The 20,270-nt window shown below is 40.0% G+C and carries 24 protein-coding genes; 11 read left to right on the top strand and 13 right to left on the bottom strand.

Annotation, left to right across the window (positions count from 1 at the left end):
- Positions 1 to 4: 4 nt before the first annotated feature.
- From AC1HJP_RS04505 to AC1HJP_RS04480, 6 genes are read right to left on the bottom strand one after another with little or no spacing between them, the layout of a single operon-like run.
- Complete coding sequence (locus AC1HJP_RS04505; protein WP_480360588.1) at positions 5 to 1,210, bottom strand: low temperature requirement protein A; 1,206 nt, start codon at positions 1,208 to 1,210, stop codon at positions 5 to 7.
- A gap of 1 nt (position 1,211) precedes the next feature.
- The gene (locus AC1HJP_RS04500; protein ID WP_480360586.1) at positions 1,212 to 1,766 is read right to left on the bottom strand and encodes a carboxymuconolactone decarboxylase family protein; all 555 of its coding nucleotides are present in this window, start codon (positions 1,764 to 1,766) and stop codon (positions 1,212 to 1,214) included.
- A gap of 2 nt (positions 1,767 to 1,768) precedes the next feature.
- Positions 1,769 to 2,419 carry a DsbA family oxidoreductase gene (locus AC1HJP_RS04495; protein WP_480360585.1) on the bottom strand — a complete coding sequence of 217 codons (651 nt, stop codon included), beginning with the start codon at positions 2,417 to 2,419 and terminating at the stop codon, positions 1,769 to 1,771.
- A 2-nt stretch (positions 2,420 to 2,421) separates the two neighbouring features.
- Entirely contained in the window at positions 2,422 to 2,784 is a 363-nt protein-coding gene (locus AC1HJP_RS04490; protein WP_480360584.1) for a cupin domain-containing protein, read from the bottom strand.
- An 8-nt stretch (positions 2,785 to 2,792) separates the two neighbouring features.
- The gene (locus tag AC1HJP_RS04485; protein ID WP_480360583.1) at positions 2,793 to 3,335 is read right to left on the bottom strand and encodes a peroxiredoxin-like family protein; all 543 of its coding nucleotides are present in this window, start codon (positions 3,333 to 3,335) and stop codon (positions 2,793 to 2,795) included.
- A 9-nt stretch (positions 3,336 to 3,344) separates the two neighbouring features.
- A complete protein-coding gene (locus AC1HJP_RS04480; RefSeq protein WP_138566648.1) occupies positions 3,345 to 3,926 on the bottom strand; it encodes an NAD(P)H-dependent oxidoreductase in 582 nt (193 codons plus the stop codon).
- 119 nt (positions 3,927 to 4,045) lie between these two features.
- Between AC1HJP_RS04480 and AC1HJP_RS04475 the strand changes: the two genes are divergently transcribed.
- From AC1HJP_RS04475 to AC1HJP_RS04465, 3 genes are all read left to right on the top strand, one after another.
- Positions 4,046 to 4,414: a winged helix-turn-helix transcriptional regulator gene (locus AC1HJP_RS04475; protein WP_480360581.1), complete on the top strand. Its 369-nt coding sequence runs from the start codon at positions 4,046 to 4,048 to the stop codon at positions 4,412 to 4,414.
- Between the two features lie 440 nt (positions 4,415 to 4,854).
- Positions 4,855 to 5,124, top strand: a complete 270-nt coding sequence (locus AC1HJP_RS04470; RefSeq protein WP_480360580.1) for an aldehyde dehydrogenase family protein — start codon at positions 4,855 to 4,857, stop codon at positions 5,122 to 5,124.
- A 107-nt stretch (positions 5,125 to 5,231) separates the two neighbouring features.
- Entirely contained in the window at positions 5,232 to 5,516 is a 285-nt protein-coding gene (locus AC1HJP_RS04465; protein WP_480360579.1) for a hypothetical protein, read from the top strand.
- 83 nt (positions 5,517 to 5,599) lie between these two features.
- On the opposite strand, the gene AC1HJP_RS04460 is transcribed toward AC1HJP_RS04465, so the two are convergent.
- From AC1HJP_RS04460 to AC1HJP_RS04450, 3 genes are all read right to left on the bottom strand, one after another.
- Positions 5,600 to 6,370 (bottom strand): DsbC family protein, encoded by a 771-nt coding sequence (locus tag AC1HJP_RS04460; protein WP_480360578.1) that lies wholly within the window; start codon positions 6,368 to 6,370, stop codon positions 5,600 to 5,602.
- Between the two features lie 123 nt (positions 6,371 to 6,493).
- Entirely contained in the window at positions 6,494 to 7,495 is a 1,002-nt protein-coding gene (locus tag AC1HJP_RS04455) for a winged helix-turn-helix domain-containing protein (protein WP_480360577.1), read from the bottom strand.
- A gap of 100 nt (positions 7,496 to 7,595) precedes the next feature.
- On the bottom strand, positions 7,596 to 8,504 hold the full coding sequence (locus AC1HJP_RS04450) for a LysR family transcriptional regulator (protein ID WP_480360576.1): 909 nt from the start codon (positions 8,502 to 8,504) through the stop codon (positions 7,596 to 7,598).
- Between the two features lie 151 nt (positions 8,505 to 8,655).
- On the opposite strand from AC1HJP_RS04450, the gene AC1HJP_RS04445 reads away from it, so the two are divergent.
- The 5 genes from AC1HJP_RS04445 (at position 8,656) to AC1HJP_RS04425 (ending at position 11,675) form a co-directional block, all read left to right on the top strand.
- Positions 8,656 to 9,183 carry a cytochrome b gene (locus AC1HJP_RS04445; protein WP_480360575.1) on the top strand — a complete coding sequence of 176 codons (528 nt, stop codon included), beginning with the start codon at positions 8,656 to 8,658 and terminating at the stop codon, positions 9,181 to 9,183.
- A gap of 86 nt (positions 9,184 to 9,269) precedes the next feature.
- Complete coding sequence (locus AC1HJP_RS04440) at positions 9,270 to 9,833, top strand: YceI family protein (RefSeq protein WP_480360573.1); 564 nt, start codon at positions 9,270 to 9,272, stop codon at positions 9,831 to 9,833.
- A gap of 45 nt (positions 9,834 to 9,878) precedes the next feature.
- Entirely contained in the window at positions 9,879 to 10,697 is an 819-nt protein-coding gene (locus tag AC1HJP_RS04435) for a DODA-type extradiol aromatic ring-opening family dioxygenase (RefSeq protein WP_480360572.1), read from the top strand.
- Positions 10,698 to 10,901: 204 nt separating this feature from the next.
- A complete protein-coding gene (locus AC1HJP_RS04430; protein WP_480360571.1) occupies positions 10,902 to 11,117 on the top strand; it encodes a hypothetical protein in 216 nt (71 codons plus the stop codon).
- A gap of 165 nt (positions 11,118 to 11,282) precedes the next feature.
- Entirely contained in the window at positions 11,283 to 11,675 is a 393-nt protein-coding gene (locus AC1HJP_RS04425) for a hypothetical protein (RefSeq protein ID WP_480360570.1), read from the top strand.
- Positions 11,676 to 11,713: 38 nt separating this feature from the next.
- Here AC1HJP_RS04425 and AC1HJP_RS04420 read toward each other — a convergent pair whose 3' ends face one another.
- Positions 11,714 to 12,487 (bottom strand): MipA/OmpV family protein, encoded by a 774-nt coding sequence (locus tag AC1HJP_RS04420; RefSeq protein ID WP_480360569.1) that lies wholly within the window; start codon positions 12,485 to 12,487, stop codon positions 11,714 to 11,716.
- A 140-nt stretch (positions 12,488 to 12,627) separates the two neighbouring features.
- Here AC1HJP_RS04420 and AC1HJP_RS04415 point away from each other — a divergent pair, with 140 nt between their 5' ends.
- The gene (locus tag AC1HJP_RS04415; RefSeq protein ID WP_480360568.1) at positions 12,628 to 13,026 is read left to right on the top strand and encodes a hypothetical protein; all 399 of its coding nucleotides are present in this window, start codon (positions 12,628 to 12,630) and stop codon (positions 13,024 to 13,026) included.
- Positions 13,027 to 13,103: 77 nt separating this feature from the next.
- On the opposite strand, the gene AC1HJP_RS04410 is transcribed toward AC1HJP_RS04415, so the two are convergent.
- Both AC1HJP_RS04410 and AC1HJP_RS04405 read right to left on the bottom strand, forming a co-directional pair.
- Positions 13,104 to 14,525 (bottom strand): alpha-amylase family protein, encoded by a 1,422-nt coding sequence (locus AC1HJP_RS04410; RefSeq protein ID WP_480360567.1) that lies wholly within the window; start codon positions 14,523 to 14,525, stop codon positions 13,104 to 13,106.
- A 145-nt stretch (positions 14,526 to 14,670) separates the two neighbouring features.
- A complete protein-coding gene (locus tag AC1HJP_RS04405; protein WP_480360566.1) occupies positions 14,671 to 15,339 on the bottom strand; it encodes a DUF1826 domain-containing protein in 669 nt (222 codons plus the stop codon).
- A 119-nt stretch (positions 15,340 to 15,458) separates the two neighbouring features.
- Here AC1HJP_RS04405 and acuR point away from each other — a divergent pair, with 119 nt between their 5' ends.
- On the top strand, positions 15,459 to 16,088 hold the full coding sequence (gene acuR / locus AC1HJP_RS04400; protein ID WP_480360565.1) for an acrylate utilization transcriptional regulator AcuR: 630 nt from the start codon (positions 15,459 to 15,461) through the stop codon (positions 16,086 to 16,088).
- An 87-nt stretch (positions 16,089 to 16,175) separates the two neighbouring features.
- Positions 16,176 to 17,153, top strand: a complete 978-nt coding sequence (gene acuI, locus AC1HJP_RS04395; RefSeq protein ID WP_480360564.1) for an acrylyl-CoA reductase (NADPH) — start codon at positions 16,176 to 16,178, stop codon at positions 17,151 to 17,153.
- Positions 17,154 to 17,222: 69 nt separating this feature from the next.
- Here the strand turns inward: acuI and AC1HJP_RS04390 are convergent, their stop codons facing one another.
- Positions 17,223 to 20,270, bottom strand: coding sequence for an efflux RND transporter permease subunit (locus AC1HJP_RS04390; RefSeq protein WP_480360563.1), 3,048 nt, complete (start codon positions 20,268 to 20,270; stop codon positions 17,223 to 17,225).

Below are 20,270 nucleotides of genomic sequence, written 5' to 3'. Positions count from 1 at the left end.
ATTCTTAAGCTTTAGCCTGCTCATCTTTGGAAAAGATAAGATAGGCTTTTGTAACTGGAATAGCTATTTGAGAGATTAGTGCCGTACCCCATAAAAGGTTACCTACCAAAGCTGGCACATGGGGCAGGGTCAATAATGTTGCTAGAGCTAAAACAACACCAAACATACGCACTTTTGCGGTAGCAAATCGATGAGCAATGCGTGCTTCGATATTGAATTGAATCCAAAGTAGACACAGTAAATATGAGGCAAGCCCGATACAACCTATGGCGCCATATTTGAGCGGGTATGGGTCCCAAAATCCTACTTTTACTTCACCAGCCAGCGCAACACCCACCATCACAGCAGACAACATTAGAAACAAATGGGCTAACCACCAGCTAACTAGCGTCCATTTTTTTTGATTTTTAGGTTTTCCATTGCCTACAAAATCGAAATAAATCCAGCATTGAATAAATACTGCTATACCTCCAAACATAAAGTTAAACAGTACCTCTGGAGTGACTTTATACACGCCTTTTTCGGAAAGGGTGATCACGAGTTTAAAGAACCCTTCGCCAACAACAATGAGAAGCAGTAAAGCAAACCTTTCAGACATGTGCCCTAGTCTAGGTAAAAATCGTTTGTATTCTAAAACCCCAATTTTTGGAAGCATATACAGGAGTTGGATCGAAAGTATGGCAAGTGTAAATAACACAAAATTATACGGTTTAGGTAGAAAAGCACTTATTGCGAATACGATAGCAAGAACAAAGAAGTTGCGGCTTACTGTTCGTGAAAGTACTGTTGCTTCAACACCAAGCCTATTCGTTCTGTGATACAAATAGGCGGTGATCATTCTATTTGCTGCATATGCAAGGGCAAAGTACATCCAGCCCTTATCTAAAACATGAGGAATCGACGCAGCCATAACCATCGCGCTTACAATTTGGCAAGACATTATGAGTCGATGTTTTACGTCTGTGCTGACATAGAGTGAGTTAAATACACTAGAATCTGCCCACGCAAACCATATAGCTATAAATAGTCCAGCAAAAGCTAGAAAACCATCCACACTTAAGTGATCACTTAAAAAATTTCCAAGTAAAAATATAATGACCACATGGATCAGATCATAAAATAACTCAACCCAATGCACATGGTCATGGGTATCATCATGATCTAAGTGGTGCTTTGGCAATCGCCACATTGGATGATTTTCTAGAGGCATACTATTTCTCCGGCTTTTCCCAAGCATAAGGCTTCATAGCATCATCCACTTTTGTATGTGTTAATGCGTTTGTGAAGTTTGATATTAGTTTTGATGCCAGTCCGGTTAACACTTCCAATGCTTGACGCTTAGTATATCCCGCATTCAAAAACTCAATTAACTTATCGTCACCAATATGACCTCGGTTGTCTAATAAGGCTTTTGTGAAATCATGAAGCGCTTGAAGTTTTGCGTCTGGCAGTTTAGTGCCATTTCTCAACGCTTCAATAACATCATCTGGCATTTTTGATGACTTCATCATCCATGTATGGCCCGGAACACAATAGTGGCAATTATTCTCAAAGTTTGACGTCATAAAAACAACTTGTTGCTCAACCGGGCTAAACGTTGTTTCTTTCATGAAGCTTGTAAAGGTTTGGTTGTAAGCTTTATATGTTGCTGGCGCTTCAGCTAAAATCTTGTGGAGGTTTGGGATCATCCCAAAGCCAGTTAAAGATTGCTCCATCAGTGGTTTAGATTCTTCTGGAGCCGTATCCGGTTCATAATATGTAAACATAATTAATACTCTCTATATAAATATTGACTGAGTACACGTTCGAATGTAGCTACTTCTTGTGCACCTGATAGGGCTTGATCGCCATTAAAAATAAATAATGGTACGCCATGTATTCCATTTTGATGCCAATGCGCTTCGCTTAACTTCACTTCCTCACTATATGAGTTGTTAGCTAATACAGACTGAGCTTGGTGAGAATTCAAGCCAACCTTGTCAACAATATGGATAAGTTCAGATGCTGTGAATGTGCCTTTATTACTGAAAAAATGCTCAAAAAATGCCTCTGCTAATTGGTTTTGCAAATCACTTTCTTTCGCCCAGTGAAGCAGTTGATGACATTGATGTGTATTAAGCATTTTCATTTCATCAAAGTAGTTAAACTTGAAGCCGACTTTTTCGCCTTCTTCTGTCAACATGGCTCTGGCTCGAATGCTGCCTTCTAACGTAGTTCCGTACTTTTTCGACAAATGTTGTCTTAGGTTTTCTCCTTCTTTTGGCATATTGGGGTTAAGCTCGAAGGGGTGCCAGACAATATTAACGTCGAATTTAGTATCAAAATTGGCTAATGCCGCTTTTAAGCGGCCATAGCCAATGACACACCAAGGACAAACCACATCAGAAACGATATCAATGTTAATTTGTATCTTTGCCATGTTTATTTCTTTTCAACGATAATTGCAGTGATTGTTGTGTCACCAACATTTTTAACTTTGTGTTCCCATTGGTCATGCCACATAACATATCCATCTGGGATCTCCAAAGTCACGTCTTTTTCAGTCGTTGTTATCGTAGCCTTGCCACCTTTTTCGAAGTAAACAGTCTCAGCATTGTGTTTATGCCAATTATCCTGTTCTCCTGGTTTTAATGTCATCTTGAGTACGGTAACTTCTTCGTTCTCAAGCAGTAGTTCATATTGATTTGGAGATGCAATGTGAGCAAATTTGACTTTTGCGTCCTCTGCAAGCGCATTTCCAAACAATAGGACTGAAAAAACACCAGACAATACAACCTTTTTCATAGGAACTCCTATTTACGCATACCACGAATAGGGTAGTTATTTGCAGGGTTTCGTATCCAATCTAAACCACTAATCAATGATTGAAGTTCTGGTCTTACAAACGGGTTGTTAGAGATGTCCACTACGTGAACTTTACCTTCACCATTGACGACAAATAGCCCTGGCTCAGCAAATGGGTGATCCGTTTCTTCAGGCGATCTAGGATCTGATATATACAACCCAAGCTCTTCCATTTGTTCAACAGTAAGGCCGTATGCGATAGGGAAAGTCACATTAAGTCTTTCCATATTACTTTCTAGTTGCTCTTTACTGTCACCAGAAACGGCGATCAAATCTACGCCTGTTTGAGCAAGTAAGCTTTTCGCATTTTCTAACTGGTTTAAGTAGCGGGTACAAAGTGGGCAATGCTGCCCTCTGTAAACAACAATCATCTTCCAATCCAAACCATTTTGAGTAGCAGACAACTTTTTAATATCGCCATTCAAAAGTTTGGCTTCGATATTTGGAAAGTCAGCACCTGCATGCAATTTATTGGTATATTCAACGCTCATGACTGTTCCTTAAAAATGTTTGTTAATGTGCGCTTCAAAACGTTTTAAGTCATTTTCCACATCGGCATTTTTCATCACATCAAAACACGCAAATGTTTCCATTGGTTTCATACCAAAGAACTTGAAGTTCATATGCATAGGGAACAGAAGATCATCAACAGATTTGCCATCAAAGAATTCAGTTTCGTCATTAAATGACTCTTCTGGCGCATTGAAAGTCAATGACATCATGTATTTCGTATTCGTTAGTGTGCCACCCATACCATAGTTTTCTTTAGGTGAGTCATGATGGCGACCGTCACCATTACACAAAGCACCGCCCATACCTGCTGTATACACTTCATCCATATACTTTTTAAAAGACCAAGTAACCCCCATCCAATTAATTGGTGATTGGAAAATAACGAAATCCGCCCACTGATGGTTCTCTAGTTCTTTTTCAACATCTATCGTTTCAGACATTGTTACTATGCGCGTATTGTGACCTTTTGCGTTCAATAAGCTTGCAGCTTTATCTACTAAGGTACTGTTAAGCTTACCTTCAGAAAAAGGGTAATACTGGTGACCATTGATAATTAAAATGTTGCTCATCTGTGTTTCTCCAAAATTAAAATTTATTTTGAACGGTTATTTGTGGTATATTTTAGTTACCATTTAACAGTAATCAATTAGTATACTTTTAGTAACCTAGAATAAATAAGTGGGTAATTGTGGAAAGTTCAGTAAAAACAGACAGTAAAGGAAGAAAAAAAGTTTATAACGCGTGCATGGAGCCTTGTGCGATAGAAAAAGGAATGCGTTTAATTGGCGGAAAGTGGAAAGGGTCAATCATTTATCATTTAAAAGATGAGCCAGTCAGGTTTAATGATTTATCTAGAATGTTAGGTGGGGCTACTAAAAAAATGGTCGACCAACGCTTAAAAGAATTAGAAGAAGAAGGGATGGTCATTAGAAAAGTAATAAGTGATAGGCCGATAGCGGTAACATATGAGCTAACAGATTTTGGCCGTTCTGCACTAAAAATATTAGATGACCTTAAAGTTTGGTCAGAAACATACAATATCGAAATATCTAAATAAATTTCCACACAATCTGATCTATTTTAATCTATCGCTTTTCACTACGGTATTTACGTACCCAGAAGTTATTTTAAAACTTCTGGGTATTCTTTCGTTAATTTCTTTATATCAAGCATAACTTATTTAAACGAATATATGGCGTGTGAAAACGTTATCTTTCAAACATCAAAAACATTCTTAAAATTCAAAAAATAAATATATATACCTAACCATATGTAATTGTTGCTATTTATTTCATTAAGACTGAAAAGTTATCTAGGTATAAAAAAGTATACTGATTGCAATCAAACTAAAGGTATATAAATTAAACCTACTAGTGAGGTAAGTATCATGTGATTATTTTTAGATATACATTTAGTTCTTCATCTCACAATGAGTTTATTTAAAACAAAACTAGAAGAAAGTTTTGAATCTTATATTGTTTATATTTGGAGATCGGTATGGCGATTAATTCAATAAACCCTTTAAACGGCGAAATATTGGCGTCATTTGAGGAAATGACTTCTAACCAAGTTGATTTAGCAATTGGTAAGGCCGATTTGGCTTTTAAAACTTGGAGAGATAAAAACTTCAGTGAACGAGCTGTTGTTTTGAGTCGTGCCGCAGCGTTATATAGAGAGCGAAAAGAAGAGTTAGCTACGCTAATGGCCGAAGAAATGGGTAAAAAACTTGAACACGGTAGAGCATTAATGAACTTTATGATCTTGTAAAGAAATTTAACGAACTTGATAGGGAATATTCGCAAGAGTTTTCTGATAAAGAAGAGGTTAGATATGGGAAATCTGGGAACCAGATAATCTCAGAGCAAAGATCTGATATGCTCGATTTAATGATAACACTTGAAATTCTTTCTTATGGTGAAGGGGATGTAGACCCAAATGAAAAAATTAACCTTGTAGAATACTTTAATGAAAGATCAGATAAATTAGAACAATCGGCAATAGCTCACCCTGAACGCGATACATATCAAACAAGGTCGACACATTCGAAGAAGTTAATTGATACTTTTGAGAGATTTACGTCTGATGGGAGTTTGATTACCTACAAAGAAAAAGCTTTTTCATTGCTAAATGCACAAAAGAAAGTAGATATTACAATTTAGAAGCGTAATTTCTATAATACCCGAAAGTTAATGCTGTGCTTTCGGGCGTATATATTTACTCTCTGTACAGCAAAGTAACCTTCTTAAATAGATTCTATTTTCTGAATGACTTTCGAAATATCTTCTGTACTTATAAAGCCAGGTACTGTTTCTCCATTGGCAAATAAAATAGTAGGGGTAGCACTAAAACCAAATTTTTGTGCCAAAGCTTTTTGAATGTTGAGGTTGTTGATGCATTCTGAAGTGGCTTCATTGTTCGTTTCAAAATGCCCCCTATGCATTGCCGAGTCCATCGCGGCTTGCGGGTTTGTGGCGCAAAGTGCATTCACAGTTTTATTGAACGCTTTGCTACCAGCATTTCCTCTCGGCAACATGACATAATCGACACTGATACCTAGTTGGTTTAAGTCTTTTATTTGAGTATGGAGTTTTCTGCAAAATGGGCAGTCGATATCGGTAAAAATAGTTATTTGATGTCGTTCTTCTTTTGCTGAGTAGGTGAGTAGTTTCTCTCGAGGAATAGATTTGAATAATGTTTGTCTGTGTTGTTTGTTTGCTTGTTCAATTAGGTCTTCGCTTGTAGAGGTGTCGATCACTTTACCCCAAAACAAATGCTGCCCATCTTTGCTAGCAAGTAAGATTTGATTGTCGATTGTGACGCGCTCGAAATAGTCATTAAATGATGTGATTTCAAAGCTTGCTTTAGGACCAAGTAGTCGATGTAATTTTGCACTTAGCACTGAGTTTGAATAACTGGGTGATTGATTGGCAGGTACCTCTTCAGATAGGGCGTTATGACTGATAAAGGATAAAGTGGCAATTGCTAAAATTGATAATTTATTAAATGCTTTCATTGGCTGCTCACAGAATTAGATAAGTGAATTCCTTTATAAAGTGAGCTGCGCATTTTATGTCAGTATAAATGCCTCTAAGTTTCTATAATTATATATATTAGCTTTATTATCATTAACTTATGTCTAGGTTGTGAATTGCCTAAAGCCTATTAATTGGGCTGTATATTCAACATTTTCACACTCTCGTTTTGATGTCACAGAGTCTTTTAGTTTTTTACAAAGTTGCGCATGTTCGCTTTTTTCTATTGTGTTTTCTGAGCTAATTGAAAGTGCCTGTTCTCTGTCGATTTGCAGTCGTACCTTTGAGTTAAGCGGTGTATCTTGCTGTTTATTGACTAAGGCAGCGATTTGCTGTTCGAACATATGTGCACTGCAGCTTGCAAAACCAGCTTCTGCGGACTCTTTACCTTGAATTGCAAAATCTAGAGCATCATTGAAGTTATTCTGAATTGCGGCGATTCTACTCAACAACGAAAACGCTTGTCCTCGATAATAGCTTTGTGATTCATTTTCTAGCACGAGTTCATGTGCTAATTGCTTAGCATGGGCTAGTTGCTGTTGACTGAATTTTATTTCAGCTAACAGCAGCTTGGCTTCTTGAGAATATGGGTTTTCTTTTAGGCTGAATTCCAGCCATTTTTGAGCTGTCGCATAGTCTTGTGAACGATAAGCATCTACTGCATTTGTATAGCTGCTAAAAGTGGGTGGTAAAGCAGGCTCAAACGTATTGTTTTCTTTAATTAACAAGCTTGTTGCAGTGATACAACTAATGGCTAGGCATGCAGCAATGGCATAATGTGTCACTTTATTTGACTTTTTTGCTGCTAATTTTTCAGTGTGAGCTAACCAGTAATAGCCATGGTTAGGTTGAGTGCGAATAAGGTCAATATTGGGCGCAAGCTTACGTATTTCACTGATCACCTGAAAAAGGCGATAATCTTGGTGTTGTGGAGTGCCCCATAAAGCAGTGTGCAATTCATCTTTGGTGATTAGAGTCTGAGGGTTATTAACAAACAGCTCTATTGCTTGCGCTGTCTTAGGTCGGATATTTATGGGTTTACCCGAATGGCGTAACTGGTAGCTTTGATCACAAAAGGTAAATTCTAAAAATTGATAAATTGCCACAAGTTATCCTTAAAGCATACTGACATAAGGCCTTTATAAAGGTTAATTATGAAGTTAGCAAATTACCGCTCTGTTCTGGTCAATTTAGGTGTCGTTGTAATTAAAACTCATCCCAATACGGCTTTTCACCAAAAAATTCACTGAGTTCGTCAATAAAGACTCTTACTTTTGAAGAGAGCAGTTTGCGGTGTGGATAAACCGCATATAACGCAATGGGCTCAGGCTCATAGTCTTCTAAGAATATTTTTAAATCACCTTTTTTGAGTGCCTGACCTGCAATGAATGTGGGCTGCACCAAATAACCTTCTCCAGCGATGGCAGCGGCCATCAGTAGCTCACCGTTATTCGAGATAATAGTGGGGTGTTTGTTTTGGCTTATTGATTTTAGGGTATTTAAAAGTAGGTTATCGGTTTTGTCATAGCTAGAGTAACTGTAATGCAAAAAGTGCTTAGGGTTGAGCTCGCTCGGGTGTGAAGGCGTGCCATTATGTATTAAGTATTCAGGTGAAGCGCATAAGACTAAACGCACTGGCGCGATTTTTTTCGCAACCAAAGAAGAGCTTTGCAATTGACCAATTCGTAGCGCAACGTCAAAACCTTCTTCTATCACATCGACTTTACGGTCGTTAAGTTGAATGTTGAGCTCTATTTCAGGGTACTTTTTTCTGAATACACTGATGAACTTCGATAGATGTAAAGTCGAAAATGAAACGGGCGCACTGATATTCAAAGTACCTGTGACCGTTGTTTGCAGCTCACCAAATTGTGCTTCTAAGTTATCTACATTTTCTAGTATTTGTTTCGCGTGTTGGCGGCACTTTTCGCCCGCTTCCGTGAGGCTTACTTTACGGGTCGTGCGATTGAACAGGCGGGCATTAAGATGTGTTTCAAGTTGCGAAATATATTTACTCACCAGTTGATTCGACATCTCTAATTTTTCTGCCGCTTTGGTAAAACTGCCTTCGTCAGCAACGCTTAAAAACACTTTGAGCAATTCAATTTTAATCATTATCACAACCTTCAATTAATAACCCACTATCAACGAAACGTTGTAAATAATACAACATAGCTCTACTTAATCATAAAAAATCGTAATAGTAATATAGCAAGCATTGAAAGAGAGGTTTGTTGATTGAGTTAACAAACGAATGAGGTTTTGAATGAAAAACACGACACAAAACTATGGCTGGGTAGCTAAAAGCCTGCACTGGGTTTCTGCAGTGGTTGTCATAGGTATGTTTGCGTCCGGCTGGTGGATGGTAGAGCTGAATTATTACAGCGACTGGTATAAAACCGCACCATTTATTCATAAAAGTGTCGGTGTACTTTTACTGCTATTGACTCTGGCAAGGCTATGTTGGAAGGCAAGTAACATGAGTCCAGATGCTGTGGGTAACGCATTTGAGCAATTTATGGCAAAAGCTGCGCATGCCGTTTTATACCTGCTGATTGTTGTGATTTGTGTTAGTGGCTACTTAATTTCAACGGCCGATGGTCGCGGTATTGAAGTGTTTAACTGGTTTGTGTTGCCAAGCTTTGGGGAGCTTTTTTCACAACAAGCCGACACTGCAGGTTTCATTCATAAATACAGTGCTTATGGTTTGATGGGGTTAGTTCTTTTACACGCACTAGCTGCACTCAAACATCATTTCATCGATAAAGACAATACATTGAAGCGCATGCTTTAGGACGCCTCACAAAGGTAGGTGTCTTAAAAAGTACATGCATTCATCTTAACTTATTAAATATTTTGGCTTCTAAACAGGAGATTACAATGAAAAAGCTTATTTTAACTGCGGCTATTTTAGGTGCGCTATCAACAACGGCAAGTGCTGCTGAGTACGTGATTGATACCAAAGGCGCCCATGCTTTTATTAACTTTAAAACATCGCATTTAGGTGTGTCTTGGTTAACGGGTCGATTCAACACATTTGAGGGCTCTTTTAACTATGATGGTAAAAGCTATGACAACGCAAAAATTGAAGTGAACATTGATACTACCAGTATCGATTCAAATCATGCAGAGCGTGATAAGCACTTACGTAGTGATGACTTTTTAAATGTGGGTAAATTTCCAACTGCGAAGTTTGTAAGCAGCAAAATTATTGATAAAGGTAATGGCAAGCTAGAAGTGCAGGGCGCATTCACATTGCATGGAACGACAAAGAATATTGTCATTGATGCGCAAAAAATTGGTGAAGGTAAAGATCCTTGGGGAGGTTACCGAGCTGGCTTTTCTGGTACTACTGAAATTCGTTTAGCAGACTATGGCATGAAAGAAGTGCTAGGTCCAACAACGGTGATGCTCGACTTACATGTTGAAGGTATTCGAAAGTAATACACGTGTTTTAACTCACGATTAGTCTGATCTCGGTGGTGTGCTATGAAAACAAAACATAATGTATTTTTTATCTCTCACGGCGGCGGGCCGATGCCTTTATTGGGTGACCCCAGCCACACAGAAATGGTAAATGCACTAGAGAAATTGGCGAAAAGTATTGAAAAGCCAAGTGCTATTTTGTTGATAAGCGCCCACTGGGAAGAAGCAGTGCCGACCATTACCTCTTCGGAGATACCTGAGCTCATTTATGACTACTATGGTTTTCCTGAAGCGGCATATAACATCCAGTATCCATGTGCTAGCTCACCTAAGTTGGCATCTCAAGTGGCAACAGCGTTAGCGCAAGCGGGCATTGAACATCAACTCGATGCGCAGCGTGGCTTTGACCATGGCATGTTTATCCCCTTGAAAATCATGTTTCCAGAGGCTGACATTCCCTGCGTGCAGCTTTCATTGGCGAAGAGTTTAGAGCCGAGCTTACACCTCAATATTGGTAAAGCTTTACAGTCACTAGAGCATGAAAACTTATTGGTGATTGGTTCTGGGTTCTCTTTTCATAATATGCGTGCTTTTTTCTCGCAAGGTGACAGAGAGGTTGATGAAAAAAACCTGGCATTTGAGACTTGGCTCAGAGACACAGTAAGTAATAAAACACTTGATGAAAGTATACGAGCAAGCCGACTCTTAGATTGGGAAAGTGCGCCCCATGCAAGGTTTTGTCATCCACGCGAAGAGCACTTAATGCCACTGCATGTCTGTTATGGCTTAGCTGATAGTGCTGCTGATGAGCAATTAGACGTTAAGATTTTGAATCGATACTCAACCATGTTTGCATGGTTCGAAAATAGTCTTTTAAATTAATAGACTTAAAAATTTTTGAGCTGTAAGGTTATAAAAGCGTCAATTTAGGCGCTTTTTTGATGTAAAAAAACTGACTTATTTTTCTTCCTATTTTTATCTTTCTCCGCTAATTTAAATTTGCAGTTTAGCATGACGCCTCATGGCATTATGTTATGCAAAGTAGTATTTACTTTAATCACACTGATTCTTTTTGAGGGTAAGTATATGGATAGAGTAGAGAAGCTGATGGTTCGAATGGTGTTGAGTGATGTCAGCCAGCACTTTCCTGAGCCAGTAGATTTATTGTCTGCAGATAGTATCAATGCTTATGGTGATGGGCTGTATCAAGTACTTAATGACCTTGAAGAGCAGCAACTTGTAAAACGACTTGAAAGCGGCCAGTTTACTGTTGGAGAAGCCTACAGTCACTTCAAAGGATAAGCACGGTTTAGTCGATAGTCCTTTTTAATCATCGCCAAGGACATGTCTGTTATGAGACTAGTGGCGTAAATTCATTTAAACTCCTCACTGTTTTTAATCTAACCTAATAATACTATGCTTAAAAAAGGCTTTTTATTTTTCACATTGTTTTTCAGCACAATTGCTTTGAGTACGACTGAATTGAAGCCATTTACAAGCGATGGATGTAGTTTGTTTCCCGATGGCACTATTGAGCAGCAAGAATTGTGGTTAGCTTGTTGTGTCGCTCATGACTTTGATTATTGGCAGGGTGGCAGTGCTATTCAAAGAGAACAATCTGACGCGCGATTAAAACAATGTGTTAAAGAGGTTGGCGAGCCTATTATCGCTAGCATGATGTTGGCAGGTGTTAGAGTCGGCGGCAGTCCATACTTACCTACGCCTTTTCGCTGGGGCTATGGTTGGCCATATCCGCGAGGGTATAAAGTGTTGTCAGAAAATGAGCGTCAACAAGTCGAGCATGCAGTTCGAAACGTAAAACTAGAGCAGCATTTTATGCCTAAAACAAAAAAGCAGTAAGTTAATCTACTGCTTTACTGTTGCAAGTATCAATTCAACTAGAAAAACTTACTAAATAACAATCTCAGGCTTAAATTATTATCGCGATCAACCAACGGACTGTCAGTGATACTACTGTCATACATGGTGTAATCAATGGCTAACTGCGTGAAACCGCCAAAGAATATCGGGGTCGACACTGAAAAGCCGATTGATTGGTTTATCGCACTATCACCTTTATAGAGTGCTCTGTTTTGAGTGACTTCGAAGTCTCTTACACCATAATAATAATCGACATGATTTTTATCTAAATGGTTTATTGATAAATTTGGTTCAAAGAAAACAGGACCAAATCGATACGCTTTTCCAATTTTGGCTTTTACTTCATAGCCGTCAGATTTATTGAAGATATCGTGTAAAAAGCCAATGCTTAATTTCCAGTTATCTCGTTCGTATTTAAAGTTTGCGCCTAAATCCATTGAAAAATCCCTCTCTTCCATGCCAATAAATACATCACTGTCTGATCCGTCAAAGCCTTGAAAGCGAGGAGAAGCTTGCACTTCGAATTCGATATCACCTAACTCTAAAAGTTCGTAACTTACAAAAGGGCCATATACCGATAATTTGTCACCGCGATAACCCAAAATAGGCAAAGGCGTTACTCGATTACCATAACCTTTATAAATTTCTTGGCTTAAGCCAAGACCAATGCCATACAAGTAACCTTTTGGTTCAAGCTGAGCACGTACATCGCCTCGTTCATCAGCAGAGACATTTGAAGAAAAAATTATGGGCAATGAAGCAAGTGCTAAGGCTTTTATAATTCTGAACATTTTGAGGTCCTTTTGTTGTCAGACTATCAGTATGGATGAAAAATCATTTTAGATCAGTGTTATGACATTTTTTATGTTTGTACCTTTTTAGGTTTTATGTATTATCAGATTGGTATTAAGAGTTTATAAGGAAGTAACGTATGCAGTGTTACCAATGTAATGTAAAGCTTGAATATGACTTAACCGAAATTCACACAGGTTATGGCTGCTCAGAATGTCATGGAGCTTGGTTACCAGCAAAATTCTTAAAAGCAATTGGCACCGTCAAAGAGTTCGATTACATGGCATTTGTCGGGCAAGTTCAAAGCCAAGTGAAAGAAACGACAGAATTAACTTGCCCATCTGGCTGTGGTCAATTGCATCGTCACTTTTTCGAAAATAGTCATTTTAGTTATTGTCATAGCTGCTTTGGTGTTTGGTTTAAGCAAGGTGAGTTAAAAGGTTTCTTACATAATTTCAGAGATGCGAAAGATATTCGAGTTCTAGATACCGCAGATAGAATTAATGGTCTCGATATATTGTTTGATCTTTTAAAATGAAAGCGTAAAAAAGGCCGCATAAATGCGACCTTAGGTTACTTCTAGGGAGTTAATCTGAAAGCAATAGAGTTTGAGGGTTATTCCATCAACCACATTCTTGCTGTTCTCGCTGGTAGATAAAACTTATGCCATTGACTCGAGATATTTTGCACATCGTTACTTAATGTGTCTCGGTAGTTGCGGTGCCACCATAAATTATCGGCTTGCGTATCTACCCAGATATCTTGGCCAGTACCACATTTATTGATACCAACCACGCCTTTGTGCTCGCGTTTGAATAATAAAATACAGTTATTGTGGCTTAGTATCTGCATGCTACTGCCTTGGGTGGCATTGTGGAATTTGAGCATGCCTTTAATGTCTTCACGACGATAGAGATCATTCCAGCGGTTATCACCACTTTCGTTATTATCCGAATACACTAGTGGTACACCACCATCTCTGCCCAAAACAAATGCGTTCGCAAGTTTTTCGTCTGTGGCATCCATAATTTGATATCTAAAGCCATCATTCAATGGGATATCATGAGTAACGCTAAACGTAATGGCTTTGTTACCGGCCAATGCTTGACCATAGGCTGCAGGGTCAACAAGTTGACTCATTGAACCGCCAAAACTAAATGCGCCTCTGATCTGTGCAAACAGTGGAAAGTCATAAGCTGAGTGGCCTGTTTGTGCCAAGTAAGGCACTAAAAAGTTATCGTAATCACCGCTACCTGAACCACCTGTCGTTATAATTTCACCAAATACATGAGTATCTTTTTTAATGTTGGCATCGAACACGGCATTAATATGGTAGTTGGTCATGTGTTTTGCGGCATCAACTCTAAAGCCCGTTACGCCAATTTGTTTTAACGCATTTAAATACGCTTTTTGTTGAGTGATAACCCAATTGTTAGGGTCTAAATCGGGGAGGCCAGGATCGGGGGCGGCGCCACATAGTCGGTTGTATTGTACATCGCCAACGTCATTGTAATTACTGATACATTTCGGACCACCTTGGTCGTATGTACCGTGAAAATCACCCGCGCCGAATAAGCCATCTTTAACATCACCGAATAGTGTAATGTCGTTGTAATAGTTAATATCAGCGGCGTAATCGGCTAAAACTTCGCTTCCCGGATAGTTAAGATCAGCGCGTTTCCATTGCTCGTTTGCCATATGATTAAAAACAATGTCGGCATATGTCTCTACACCTTGCGCTTTAAGCGCTTGCACCATGGCTTTAAAATCATTGGTATCGCCCAATGGATTATCGATGACACGAAGATCTTGTGGCTGATAACGAGACCACCATGCATCTCCAGTCGATTTATAAGCAGGAGAGACGAGTACTTTTTTATACCCAAGTTCAGCGATTTCTTGAGCCTTGCTCGCAACGTCATCATAGCGCCAGTTAAATGCATGCAAAATAACATCTGCGCTACTTTGGAAGCTGACAGCACCAAGTAAAAGCGCTGCAATTTTAAGTTGTTTATTTGATTTTATATGTGTTGTCATGTGTTTACCTTTTATCGCATTCCTTGCGTGTTGAAATAGGAAACATAAAACTCACATATAAACTAAGTTAATGAAATGTTATGCATACGTATTCATTGAAAGTCTTTTCTCAATAATTAAAATTCCAGAAGAGTTTGCACAGATTTTATTCAATAAAATCAATGTATATACAAAGTTTAAACTCGTTATTACAAAATGCAGGAGAGGCACAAGTAATTGCACTTTGTTCATGATCAACCCATTGAGCGCCTTTCATAAGTGCAATGTCACCATCTTGTAATTGAGAAATATGATGAGGTAAAGGCGCTTTAATTTCGGGCTTTAATTGGTTTGGCGCTAATGGCAAAAACTTCACTTCATCGGGAGCAATCCACCTCTCACCAAGGCCACCTAATGTAGAAGCCATTCTTACAAGGTTTTGCGGTTGATGGAAATGAGGGCTTAAAGAGGTATCACAAGCAATCAGTCTTAACCCGATTTCTTTGGGCTCAAATAACACCTCAAACATTTCTAGCATGAGTTCAATATGTTGTGCTAATAACGATGAATGCGTACTGCCCTCAAGCTTAAATAGAATCTCTTCAAATAAGTCTTTATTTATCTCACCCTGATATTGGAGCACAGTACCTAGATTTTGCTTGGCAAATAACTGTGCTGCATGTGATATAGCCCAACTAGATTTCTTTGAGAAGCAAGTCAGTGTGACTTCCTTATTGTAAATATTGCTTAAAACATTCGCAGAGGCGCTTATTTGGCAACTAGCTGTTTGGTTTAGTTCAGCGTATTCAAGTGGGGCCGCAGTGTTATGACTCATGTTAATTTTATTTGATTGATACAATATAACAAAACTAACATTAAATAATTCTCATTTAAAGTTTTGGCAGTTAAAAAATGAGAATTGCTTTTATTAGACAGTCGGTCTAATATCGTTTCATGATCGAAAAAACAGCAAAACCTCGACGAGGTCGTCCACCCAAAGTGGCGCGTGAAAATCAAGATACAAGAGCCGAGCTAATTCGAGCTGGACTTGAACAGCTAACAGAATCTGGCTTTGCCGCTTCAGGTATTGAACAAATATTAAAGCGAGTGGGTGTACCAAAGGGCTCGTTTTATCATTATTTCAGTAGTAAAGAGGCCTTTGGTTTGGCCGTACTAGAAAGTTATGCAGCGTATTTTTTGAAAAAGCTAAACAGACATTTAGCGCAAAGTGATGAAGCGCCTCTGTCAAGACTGAGTAACTTCGTCGAAGATGCCAAGTCAGGTATGCAAAAGCATAGTTTTAAACGCGGTTGCTTGGTCGGTAATTTGGGGCAAGAGGTAGATTTATTACCCATCAGTTTCAGAAAAGAGTTGGTGGCAATATTTAAAACTTGGCAATGTGAAGTCGCGGTATGTTTAGAAGAGGCCAAAAAACAAGGGCAAGTGAGCCAAAACGAAGATTGCGCGCTGCTTGCTGAGTATTTTTGGATTGGCTGGGAAGGCGCTGTAAGCCGTGCTCGTTTAGAGGCTTCGGTCAAGCCACTCGATAATTATTTTAAGTGTTTTGTAATGGGGATTTCATAGTCCTCTAATTAATAAGTAAGTTAAGTAAGCCTAAGAAAAATTTTTTTTAAATATTATTAGACGACCGGTCTAAATTAGGAGCGAACGATGTTTAAAGGTATTTTAATCAATAAAGATGAACAAGGTTATCAGGCGTCAGTTACTGATATTGATGACAAGGTTTTACCTGACGGTGATGTGACGGTAAGCGTGTCTCACAGTACATTGAACTACAAAGATGCATTGGCAATCACAGGTAAAGCGCCCGTCGTTCGTACTTTTCCGATGATCCCTGGTATCGATTTAGTTGGCGAGGTTGAGCAGTCTGATTCTGATAAATTCAAAATCGGTGACAGAGTATTATTAAATGGCTTTGGTGTTGGTGAAGCACACTGCGGTGGGTTAGCTGAAAAAGCTAGACTAAAAAGTGAGTGGTTGATCCCTTTGCCTGAGTCTTTATCTGCGAAACAAGCCATGGCAATTGGCACAGCGGGTTACACCGCTATGTTATGTGTTTTGGCACTTGAAAAGCAGGGCATTACGCCTGAAAAAGGTGATATTCTTGTTACAGGATCAAATGGTGGTGTTGGCAGTTTTGCCATCGCTATATTAGCTAAGCTGGGCTTCAAGGTGGTTGCTTCAACGGGTCGCTTGGACGAATCAGATTACTTGACCAAATTAGGCGCAAGTGAGGTGATTGATCGTAATACATTATCTGAGCCGGGCAGGCCACTTGGCAAAGAAAGGTGGGCAGCAGCAATTGATTCTGTGGGTGGTCATACTCTAGCTAATGTGTGTGCAGGTATTAAATATGGTGGCGTTGTGGCTGCATGTGGATTGGCACAAAGCATGGAGTTTCCTGCAACTGTGGCGCCTTTCATTTTAAGGGGGGTCACGCTTGCAGGTATCGACAGTGTAATGCGCCCGCTTGAAGACAGAATAGAAGCTTGGTCACGTTTAGGCGATATCATTGAAACAGACATGTTTGAGGCTGTTGCAGCTGATATAGGTTTAAACGAAGTCGTTGAAACCGCTTCTAAACTATTAGAAGGAAAGGTGAGAGGGCGAGTGGTGGTGACCCTTTAATTGTTTTTAGCGACTAAAAAAAGGAGAGCGAATGTGATGCTCTCCTTTTTGTTGGGAATTAAACGACCATTAAGACACGGTTTTACGATAACTTAATCGATAAAACAGACTGTAAAACACAGGGACTGCAATCAAAGTTAAGATGGTTGCAAATGCTAAACCGCCCATGATGGTCACTGACATATCCGCAAAAAACGCATCGCTTAATAGTGGGGCCATACCTAAAATAGTGGTGATAGCAGCCAGTGCAACAGGGCGTAAACGGGAGCTACTTGCTGAAACAATCGCTTCTCTAGGGTCAACGCCTTCGGCAATTTGCAGGTCAATTTCTTCGAGTAAGACTATGGCGTTCTTGATCAACATGCCAAATAGACTTAAAAATCCGAGCAGTGACATAAAGCCAAACGGCATATCAGTGACGAGCAGGCCTGTTACTACACCTACTGCGGCCATTGGCACCACAAGCCAGATAATAAGCGGCTGACGCACCCGACCAAATAGCAAAATAGACACGAGTAACATCACTAAGAAACCAGCTGGCAGACCTGTGCCTAGGGCTTTTTGCGCGTCTCTTGATGATTCGTACTCGCCACCCCATTCTATTTTGTAGCCATCAGGTAGTGGTAGGGCTTCAATTTGTGGCTTAATGCGGGCAAACGCTTTACCAGCGGTTTCGTTAAAGCCTGGCTCTGCCGAAATGGTAATGGTTCTAACACGATCTCGACGATGAATAAGAGTTTCTTCATTTTCTAATTCAACCCCCTTCGAAACCTGTTTAAAGGGAATATAAGTGCGCTGTGATGAACTCCACACTTGGCTATTTTCAATGGCTTCGATATCGTTTTGCTCAACACCTGCCACTTTGGCTTTAATTGAGTAGCTGTAATCACCGTTTTGTAATTTACCTAACTCAAGTCCATTTGATGCATATTGAATGGCTTGTGCGAAATCGTTACGAGAGACAGCAGCAATACCTGCGCTGACAGAGTCATAGTGGGCATTCAGCACAAGCCCTTTTTCACGCCAGTTATGACGAATATCTCGAATTTGCCCATCATTTATCATCAGCAACTCGGCTTGTTCGGCAAGTTCTCGCAGTACCTCGGCATCTGGACCTGAGAATCTAACCGCGAGCTTCGCGCTTCCTCCTGGCCCAAATTGCATACGCTCAGTATAAAAATCGGCGTTTAAATCGAGCTCAGGCATGCTGCTATTGAGCTTTTGGATCAGACCATCGATTTCATCTCGATTGTGCGTGCGTACCAAGAAGTAGCCATAGCTTTCATTTGGTTGCTGAGGCGCATAAGTTAGGGTGAATCTATCTGCCCCTCGGCCAACAAAACTCGTGACAGACTCGACTTCATCATGCTCTAAAATAAGTGCTTCGGTAAGCGCGACTTTACGGGTGGTCTCGCGAATATCTTGGCCTTGCGGGCCCCAATAATGCACAAAGAACAATGGCGCATTTGATGGCGGAAAGAAACCTTGTTTGACTAAGCCAAAACTGCCGTATGCCACAACTGTGATTGCGAATAAGCCAGCGACAGTGATCCAGCGTAACTTAAGCGCACCACGAAGTACTTTTTCATAGCCACGGTAAAATGCACTATGCTGTTGTTGGTCAGCTTGGTTTTGTTCAACTTTGTAAAAGTACTTTCCAAATAGCGGCACGACTGTGATGGCGAGCACCCAGCTCAGCATTAAAGACACTAAAACAACGGCGAATAAAGAATACAGAAATTCACCTGTTGCATCGTCAGATAAACCAATACCAGAAAAGGCCGCGATCCCTATAATGGTTGCACCTAGCAATGGCCATTGTGTTCTTTTGACGATAAAGCTTGCAGCTTCAGCGGCTTTTTTACCTTGCTTCATGCGCAGCATCATACCTTCGGCAACCACAATGGCATTGTCAACCTGCATACCCATCGCGATAACCATCGCGCCTAACGAGATACGCTCTAACTGTAATCCCATTAACCACATAATTAACACAGTGCCCATCACGGTTATTAATAGTACTGAGCCAACTACTACGCCAGAGCGCCAGCCCATAAATAGCATCAAAGTGAGTGTTACAACTACAACCGATAACACCAAGTTATTGATAAAGCCTTTTACTGACTCATCGACAATGGCTGCTTGGTCATAAATAGGCGTAAGGGTGATCCCTGCGGGTAATTTTGTCAGTAATTCATTGGCCTTATCGTTTACACGTTGGCCCACTTCAACAATGTTCACATCATTGATGGCAGAAACAGCTAAAGTGATCGCATCGTGACCTTGATATCGAATAAGCACAGGTTGAATGTCGACTGGCTCAAACTTTAAAGTGGCAATGTCACGAACTTTAATTGACTGATTCGTCCCTGGTACGACTAAGGTGAGGTTATAAATTTCTTCAATATGGTCAACCGGGTTTTCAACAACTAAGCGAAGTTGACGACCTTGCACTTCAACGCGGCCGCCGTTAAATGGCTGCAGGTTTTCTTGCAACAGTCTGGTTAAATCAGGAAAAGAGATCCCTAAACCCGATAGGTGAAAAGGGTTGATATAAGCCACTAACTGCTCTTGCTGAACACCGCTCACTTGCACTTTTGCAACGCCTTCAGTTACTAACAGTTCGCGGCGAATAACGCGGGCAAATTCACGTAATTCGTGAAGCGAAAAATCAGGGGCACTGAGTGCGTAATACATGCCGTATACATCACCAAAGTCATCATACACATTGGGTGCATGGCTGCCCGAAGGCAATTGTTTTGCCGCATCTCTTAAACGCTTTCTGAGTTCATCCCATATTTGGGGGAGTACATCAGAATCAAAATGTGATTGCACTTCGACTGAAATTTCAGAAATGCCTGGCTTAGAAATTGAAGTTAGCCGTTTTAGTTGCGGCATTTGCTGCAATGCAATTTCTAAAGGCTCGGTGATCTCACGTTCTACTTTCTCGGCACTGGCACCGGGAAACTGGGTGACTACTTGCACTTGTTTAATGGTAAAGGCGGGGTCTTCTAAGCGACCAATTTTACCAAGGGCAACGGCACCACCGACTAAAAAGACTATTACCAGCAACCAGATGTTGACTGGGTTTTTTATGGCATAACGTGCGATATCCAT

It is taken from the genome of Pseudoalteromonas sp. NFXS53 (assembly GCF_056629255.1).
This window is presented reverse-complemented; position numbering and strand designations above follow the sequence as displayed.

Coding starts and splice junctions, on each gene's coding strand:
- AC1HJP_RS04465 (WP_480360579.1), top strand. CDS start 5,232: ATGCTCGATTTAATGATAACACTTGAAATTCTTTCTTATGGTGAAGGG.
- AC1HJP_RS04450 (WP_480360576.1), bottom strand. CDS start 8,504: ATGATTAAAATTGAATTGCTCAAAGTGTTTTTAAGCGTTGCTGACGAA.
- acuI (WP_480360564.1), top strand. CDS start 16,176: ATGTTTAAAGGTATTTTAATCAATAAAGATGAACAAGGTTATCAGGCG.
- AC1HJP_RS04490 (WP_480360584.1), bottom strand. CDS start 2,784: ATGAAAAAGGTTGTATTGTCTGGTGTTTTTTCAGTCCTATTGTTTGGA.
- AC1HJP_RS04390 (WP_480360563.1), bottom strand. CDS start 20,270: ATGGATATCGCACGTTATGCCATAAAAAACCCAGTCAACATCTGGTTG.
- AC1HJP_RS04460 (WP_480360578.1), bottom strand. CDS start 6,370: ATGAAAGCATTTAATAAATTATCAATTTTAGCAATTGCCACTTTATCC.
- AC1HJP_RS04495 (WP_480360585.1), bottom strand. CDS start 2,419: ATGGCAAAGATACAAATTAACATTGATATCGTTTCTGATGTGGTTTGT.
- AC1HJP_RS04440 (WP_480360573.1), top strand. CDS start 9,270: ATGAAAAAGCTTATTTTAACTGCGGCTATTTTAGGTGCGCTATCAACA.
- AC1HJP_RS04415 (WP_480360568.1), top strand. CDS start 12,628: ATGCAGTGTTACCAATGTAATGTAAAGCTTGAATATGACTTAACCGAA.
- AC1HJP_RS04420 (WP_480360569.1), bottom strand. CDS start 12,487: ATGTTCAGAATTATAAAAGCCTTAGCACTTGCTTCATTGCCCATAATT.
- acuR (WP_480360565.1), top strand. CDS start 15,459: ATGATCGAAAAAACAGCAAAACCTCGACGAGGTCGTCCACCCAAAGTG.
- AC1HJP_RS04505 (WP_480360588.1), bottom strand. CDS start 1,210: ATGCCTCTAGAAAATCATCCAATGTGGCGATTGCCAAAGCACCACTTA.
- AC1HJP_RS04405 (WP_480360566.1), bottom strand. CDS start 15,339: ATGAGTCATAACACTGCGGCCCCACTTGAATACGCTGAACTAAACCAA.
- AC1HJP_RS04435 (WP_480360572.1), top strand. CDS start 9,879: ATGAAAACAAAACATAATGTATTTTTTATCTCTCACGGCGGCGGGCCG.
- AC1HJP_RS04470 (WP_480360580.1), top strand. CDS start 4,855: ATGGCGATTAATTCAATAAACCCTTTAAACGGCGAAATATTGGCGTCA.
- AC1HJP_RS04410 (WP_480360567.1), bottom strand. CDS start 14,525: ATGACAACACATATAAAATCAAATAAACAACTTAAAATTGCAGCGCTT.
- AC1HJP_RS04485 (WP_480360583.1), bottom strand. CDS start 3,335: ATGAGCGTTGAATATACCAATAAATTGCATGCAGGTGCTGACTTTCCA.
- AC1HJP_RS04445 (WP_480360575.1), top strand. CDS start 8,656: ATGAAAAACACGACACAAAACTATGGCTGGGTAGCTAAAAGCCTGCAC.
- AC1HJP_RS04430 (WP_480360571.1), top strand. CDS start 10,902: ATGGATAGAGTAGAGAAGCTGATGGTTCGAATGGTGTTGAGTGATGTC.
- AC1HJP_RS04500 (WP_480360586.1), bottom strand. CDS start 1,766: ATGTTTACATATTATGAACCGGATACGGCTCCAGAAGAATCTAAACCA.
- AC1HJP_RS04480 (WP_138566648.1), bottom strand. CDS start 3,926: ATGAGCAACATTTTAATTATCAATGGTCACCAGTATTACCCTTTTTCT.